Raw genomic sequence first — 6,244 nt, 5'->3', positions numbered from 1 at the left:
GCAGGAAGGCATGGTCAAAACCGTGTTTGACAAGAAAACCGGTGAGCTCTTGGGCGCGCACATGGTCGGCACAGAGGTGACAGAATTGATCCAAGGCTATGGCATTGCCATGACACTGGAGACCACCGAAGCCCAATTGATGGAAACCGTCTTCCCGCATCCAACCTTGTCGGAAATGATGCACGAGGCGGTGCTGGATGCCTATGGGCGTGTGATTCACGTCTAAATTGCACGCGGGCAGCTTTGGCGGCCTTCATGACAAATGCAGCAGATTAGGCGTGGCCCCTTTAGCCTGCGCGCGCCTCGGTGTAGAGACACGGCCATGAGTGCTCAAACCGAAACCACCAAACGCAAAACTGTGCGCGACATCGCAGGCAGCAAGGGCAAGGCTCCTGTCGTCTGTTTGACGGCCTATACGGCCCCGATGGCGCGCCTGCTTGACCCGCATGCTGATGTCCTTTTGGTTGGCGATAGTCTGGGCATGGTTGTGCACGGTCTAAGCTCCACGGTTGGGGTTACGCTGGATATGATGATCCTGCACGGCCGAGCCGTGATGCGCGGTTCCAATCAGGCACTGGTCGTCGTCGATTTGCCGTTTGGTTCTTACGAAGAAAGCCATGAAGTGGCGTGGCGGTCGGCCAGCCGCGTGATGATGGAGACCGGCTGTCAAGCTGTGAAAGTTGAGAGTGGCGAAGGCATTGCAGACACGATTGCTTTCTTGGTCGACCGTGGCGTCCCTGTCATGGGGCATGTCGGCTTGCGACCTCAAGCAATGAATGTCGATGGCGGGTTTCGCGCCAAAGGCCGCACAAAGGCAGAGCGGGACCGCGTGCTGCGCGAAGCCTTAGCGGCAGATCGGGCAGGGGCTTTTGCCATCGTGGTAGAAGGCGTCGCTGAAGATATCGCTGCTGAGGTCAGCTCGCTGGTTCGGGCACCGACAATCGGAATTGGCGCTTCTGCCCGATGTGACGGTCAGATCCTTGTAACCGATGACATGTTGGGCATGTTTCCTTGGACACCCAAGTTTGTGCGCCGCTATGCGGATCTTGGAACCGTCATTGATCAGGCTGCGGCCCATTATGCGCAAGATGTGCGGGAGCGGACATTTCCTGCCGAAGCGGAGACTTATGTGCTAAAACGCGCACCGTGAGTGCTTTTGCCCTCAAATCGTCGCAGTTTCGCGCGAGCCCAAACCTTGCCCTGTGTGACCACCACCTTTAGCGTCAACAGGTTATCCCACTAAGTCTCATGTCTGAGACGCCTTTAGAATCGATGGAGAAGTGAGCGTGTCTGATTTATTTCGCGAAGCCGAAGATGAGCTACGCAAAGAGACCGCAGAAAATCTCGCGAAGCGGGCAGCCCCGTTTGTGATTGGGGCCATTGTTTTGGGACTGGCTGGCAGTGCTGGTTGGCAATTCTGGCAGAGCGAGCAGGCCAAAGGCATTGATAAGGCAGGAATTGCCTATGATGCAGCGATGGCAAAACTGCAGGCTGGCGATTTGAACGGTGGCGCGCAGAGCCTCGCTGAGATTGGCAAAACAGGCCCAAGTGGCTTTGCTGCCCAAGCTTTGTTGCAGCGTGCGGCCGTGTTGCAAGAACAGTCAAAATCCGCTGAAGCACGGGTTGCTTACGAAGATGCAGCCAAAAAGATCGCCGATGTTGATTTGGCGGATCTGGCGCGTCTGCGCGCAGCCTATATCGCCGCAGATAGCGAAACGAAGGATCAGATGAATGCGCGCCTAAAGCCGATCATCGACCGCAAAGGCGCGTTTGCACCTTTGGCGCGTGAATTGGCTGCCGCGATTGCCTGGTCAGCGGGTGATGCCGCAGGTGCGCGCTCTAGCTACGCGTTGTTGCAGATGGACCCGCTAGCGCCCCAAGGCGTGCGCGCGCGTGCTGGGCAGGCGCTTGCTGTGATTGATGCCAAGGCAACTTCTTCCAAGATTCCGATGGTTATTCCTGAAGAAGCCGGCCAAGGCCAAGGTGGCATGACGCCAGAGCAAATGGCGCAAATGCAGGCCGCTCAAGCGCAAGCTCAAGCGGCACAAGGTCAAGCGCAAGGCGAAGGCACCCCTGAAAACCCGCGCATCGTTCGCTTGCCTCCCGGCGTAAAACTGCCACCCGGCACAAAGATTCCACCGAATGTTCGCGTCATCGAAACGCCTTTGCCAGCAGGCCAAGAGGCCGGTGGGGCGGTTTCCCCAGAAGTATTGGCGCAGATCGAGCGTGAGCGGCAGGCCAGCATGGCGCGCCAAAAAGCGATCACAGAAGCCCAACAGCGCCAGATCAAAGAAATTGAAAAGAACCGTGCAGCACCAGCGGCTGAACCTGCTGCACCGGCACCTAGCGAACAGCCTAAGTCTGGAGATGGACAATGACCTTTATGTCGCGCCGTCTACGCACCCTCGGCCTCGCCACCACCAGCGCGTTGGTGTTGGTTTCGGGCTGTGCCTCATTACAAGACCGGGCCTCAAGCCTGTGGCCATTTGGTGGAGATCGGGAAAAAACCGCCATTGCCGAAGATAAAGAGCGTATCTCGGTTCTGGGCCTTGAAGAACAACTCACCAAGGACCCCGCGCTCGAAAGCGTGGCTGTTACTGTGCCAGAGGCGCAGGACCTGCAGTCTTGGCCAAATGCAGGCGGTGTCGCCAGCAATGCGCCTCAAAACGTAGCTGGCAGTGGTCCATTGGCGATTGTCTGGCGCAAGAAAATTGGCCAAGGCGCTGGTGCCCGTGGTGCGATCACCGCGACGCCAATCGTCGCCGATGGTAAGCTATTTGTGTTCGATTCTAAAAGCACGGTCCATGCAGTGGATCAGGCCAATGGTCGCGAGCTTTGGCGCAAGTCGCTCGTGCCAGTTTCGAAGGCACGCGGTCGTTTCTTTAACCGCGATGAAAGCACCGCCATTGGCGGCGGCATCGCGTTTGGTGATGGCAAGGTCTTTGCGGCAACAGGGTTTGGCAATCTTGTCGCCCTTGATGCCAACACAGGCCAAGAAGCGTGGCGCATTGATGCGGGTTCCCCAATTCACGCCTCACCCTTGGTGGGTGGTGGCCGGGTATTTGTAACCAGCAACGACAGTGAGTTATTTGGTGTTGAAGCAGCGACAGGTCGCGTTCAATGGACTCAGTCGGCGATTGCAGAGCCTGCTCGCATGCTCTCAAGCCCAAGCCCAGCCTTGGTCGGTGAAACCCTTGTCGCGCCTTTTGCTTCGGGCGAAGTGATTGCTTATCTGGCAGCCAATGGCCGCAGACTTTGGTCTGAGGCCCTAACTCGCGCGGGCTCGTCCAACTCGCTTTCCACCATCAACGACATTGCTGGTCGGCCAGTTGTGGCAGGCGGCATCGTGTTTGCTGCTAGCCAATCGGGTACCTTTGCGGCCATCGAATTGCGCACAGGCACGCGGGTCTGGGAAAAGCCAATCGCCTCCATCCAAACGCCTTGGGTTGCTGGGGACTTCGTTTATGTCGTCTCAACGACGGGCGAATTGGTCGCGATGGATGTTAAAACGGGCGGGATCAAATGGACCCGCCAACTGCCCAGCTACCGGAATGAAAAGAGGAAAAAGAACCTGATCTCGTGGACCGGCCCTGTCATGGTGGGTGGACGTTTGGTTCTTGCCTCTTCTATGGGCAAGATTGAAGTGGTGAAGCCTGAAGACGGCACAACCCTGTTAACACGCGATGCCAAAGCTCCGATCTTTGTGCCGCCTGCCATCGCCAATGGGACTTTGTATTTCTATTCCCATGACGGCGTTGTCGTGGCTGTTAGATAAGTCGTGGCAGCACCCCTTAAAATAGCGGTCGTTGGTCGACCTAATGTTGGCAAGTCCACCCTGTTCAATCGCTTGGCAGGGCGCAAGCTAGCCATTGTCGATGATACACCAGGTGTCACACGCGATCGTCGCGAAGCAAGCGGACGGCTAGGCGATCTCGACCTGACTTTGATCGATACGGCCGGCTTTGAAACTGCGGCGGATGAAAGCCTTGAAGCGCGCATGCGACTTCAAACGGAAGCGGGTATTCAAGAGTCTGACTTGTGTTTGTTCCTGATCGACGCGCGGGCAGGGATCACGCCAATCGATGAAGTCTTTGCTGACATTTTGCGTCGATCTGGCAAGCCAGTCATTTTGGCGGCTAATAAGGCTGAGGGCAAACTGGCGGACGCGGGCGTGATCGAGGCCTATGGTCTGGGTCTGGGTGAGCCGATCCCCATCTCTGGCGAGCATGGCGAGGGTATGTCTGATCTTTATTCCGCAATCCTCGCCCTCATGGGAGATCGGGCCGCTGCGCCTGTGGTGCCTGATGAGTTTGAGGATGAGGAAGTGGCTGAAGACGAAATCCCCCATACGGGTGAATTTGTCGAAGATGATGAAGACCTGGAAGGCTTACGCTTTACCGATGTCGCAGCGAGCGAGAATAATCTGCCGCTCCGCATCGCAGTCATTGGTCGGCCTAATGCCGGTAAGTCTACTCTGGTCAATGCGCTGATTGGCGAAGAGCGCCTGTTGACGGGCCCAGAGGCCGGGATCACGCGCGACTCCATTGGTGTGGACTGGGTGTGGGACGGGCGGCCCGTGCGCTTGGTTGATACCGCCGGGATGCGGCGTAAGGCCAAAGTACAGGAAAAGCTTGAGACCCTTTCGGTCGCCGATACGCTGCGCGCCATTCGTTTTGCCGAGATCTGCCTCTTGGTGATGGATTCCGACGAGGCTTTTGAGAAGCAAGACTTGCAGATTGCCGATCTGGTCGCGCGCGAAGGCCGTGGCCTTGTCTATGTGTTGGCGAAATGGGACCGGGTTGAAGACACCCAAGCCCGCTTGGCCGTGTTGCAAGAGCGCGCTGATAAAGTCCTCCCACAAACGCGTGGGGCGCCACTGGTACCAATCTCGTCCTTATCCGGTCGCGGGCTTGAGAAGCTGATGCCCGCCGTGCTGGACGTGCATGAAGACTGGAATGCCCGTGTGAAGACACGCGACCTCAATGACTGGCTGAAGGAAGTGGTGACCAAACAACCGCCGCCCGCAGTCGACGGTCGGCGTGTGAAGCCGCGCTATATTGCCCAGATCAAGGCCCGCCCACCGACTTTTGTCTTGCTGGCAAGCCGCGCTGCGCAATTGCCCGATACCTATGTGCGCTATTTGGTCAATGGCATTCGCAAAGCGTTTGATATGCCAGCGGTACCCATCCGCTTCATGGTGCGCGCGCCGAAGAACCCGTATGCGGGTGATGAGAGCGGGCGGCCTAATTTGTCGCGCAAAAATCGTGAAGCTGCTTCTAAGCACGCCCAACAGTCTGACCGCACACCAAAGGCAGCTGAAAAGCCAAAACCAGCCAAGCCCAGAAGCGCTACCTTTGCACCAAAAGCCCGCATCCCGACCGGCGGTAAGAAGCTAGGCAAGAATGCCTCGCGGGCCAATAAGAAGACGCGCTAGCGCCGCGCGCACAAAATCTGAAATAGATTTTCGCGGCACGTTTTCTTCTCTAAGCGTTTGGCTGATGGGCCGCTTGCCAAGCCTTAAAGTGCTCCGTCTCACGGAAATGCACGGTGGTCCCGGTTTGGGTATGGCTTTCGCTCATCAATTCCAAAATCAAGCTGGAGAGATGTTCGGGCTGGGGAAGGGTGGCTTGATCCTCGCCCGGGAACGCATTCTTGCGCATCATGGTTGCCACGCCACCTGGATTGAGGACGGTGACGACCACCTTCTTAAACTCAATCTCATCTGCCCAGCACTTAGCCATTGCCTCGACACCGGCTTTGGTTGCCGCGTAAAGGCCCCAATGGGCGCGTGGGTTATGGGCAACGCCTGAGGTAAAGAAAATCACGCGTGAGGCAGGCGCTTGGATCAACAAGGGCTCCATCGAACGGATCAAGCGCCAACTTGCCGTCAGATTGGTTGCGATCATTTGCTCACCCATGCGCGGTGTCGCATGGGCGACAAGGGTCAGCTCGCCCAAATGGGCCGCAGCGTGGATCATGCCATCCAAGCGGCCAAAACGCTGGAACAACGCCCCGCCTAGACGGTCGATGGCGTCAAAGTCGGTCAAATCCATTGGCACGATGGTGGCGGGCAGGCCCCCTACACGGCGAATTTCGTCATCCAAATCTTCCAGTGCTTTTTGTGCACGGCCTGTGGCGATGACTTGCATGCCCGCCCGCGCGCACGCCAAGGCTGCGGCGCGGCCGATGCCCCGGCTTGCCCCGGTTACAAGAACGACTTTCGTATCGGTCATAGATGTTCTCG

At 57.5% G+C, this 6,244-nt stretch carries 5 protein-coding genes and 1 pseudogene; 5 read left to right on the top strand and 1 reads right to left on the bottom strand.

Features of this window, described 5'->3' with window-relative positions; all coding sequences use genetic code 11:
- The 5 genes and pseudogenes from ACIQ20_RS02800 to der form a co-directional block, all read left to right on the top strand.
- Positions 1-226, top strand: a pseudogene (locus ACIQ20_RS02800) (dihydrolipoyl dehydrogenase); the annotation flags it as partial.
- A 96-nt stretch (positions 227-322) separates the two neighbouring features.
- Positions 323-1,150, top strand: a complete 828-nt coding sequence (gene panB, locus ACIQ20_RS02795) for a 3-methyl-2-oxobutanoate hydroxymethyltransferase (RefSeq protein WP_395630315.1) — start codon at positions 323-325, stop codon at positions 1,148-1,150.
- Positions 1,151-1,286: 136 nt separating this feature from the next.
- The gene (locus ACIQ20_RS02790) at positions 1,287-2,378 is read left to right on the top strand and encodes a tetratricopeptide repeat protein (RefSeq protein WP_395777209.1); all 1,092 of its coding nucleotides are present in this window, start codon (positions 1,287-1,289) and stop codon (positions 2,376-2,378) included.
- The gene (locus ACIQ20_RS02785) at positions 2,375-3,775 is read left to right on the top strand and encodes a PQQ-binding-like beta-propeller repeat protein (RefSeq protein ID WP_395777207.1); all 1,401 of its coding nucleotides are present in this window, start codon (positions 2,375-2,377) and stop codon (positions 3,773-3,775) included. Before ACIQ20_RS02790 ends, ACIQ20_RS02785 begins: the two co-directional genes overlap by 4 nt.
- A 3-nt stretch (positions 3,776-3,778) precedes the next feature.
- Positions 3,779-5,434: a ribosome biogenesis GTPase Der gene (gene der / locus ACIQ20_RS02780; protein WP_395777205.1), complete on the top strand. Its 1,656-nt coding sequence runs from the start codon at positions 3,779-3,781 to the stop codon at positions 5,432-5,434.
- Positions 5,435-5,483: 49 nt separating this feature from the next.
- Here der and ACIQ20_RS02775 read toward each other — a convergent pair whose 3' ends face one another.
- Positions 5,484-6,233 carry an SDR family NAD(P)-dependent oxidoreductase gene (locus ACIQ20_RS02775; protein ID WP_395777203.1) on the bottom strand — a complete coding sequence of 250 codons (750 nt, stop codon included), beginning with the start codon at positions 6,231-6,233 and terminating at the stop codon, positions 5,484-5,486.
- Positions 6,234-6,244: the final 11 nt, after the last annotated feature.

The organism is Aquidulcibacter sp. (genome assembly GCF_044346625.1).
Taxonomy (GTDB): domain Bacteria; phylum Pseudomonadota; class Alphaproteobacteria; order Caulobacterales; family Aquidulcibacteraceae; genus Aquidulcibacter.
This window is presented reverse-complemented; position numbering and strand designations above follow the sequence as displayed.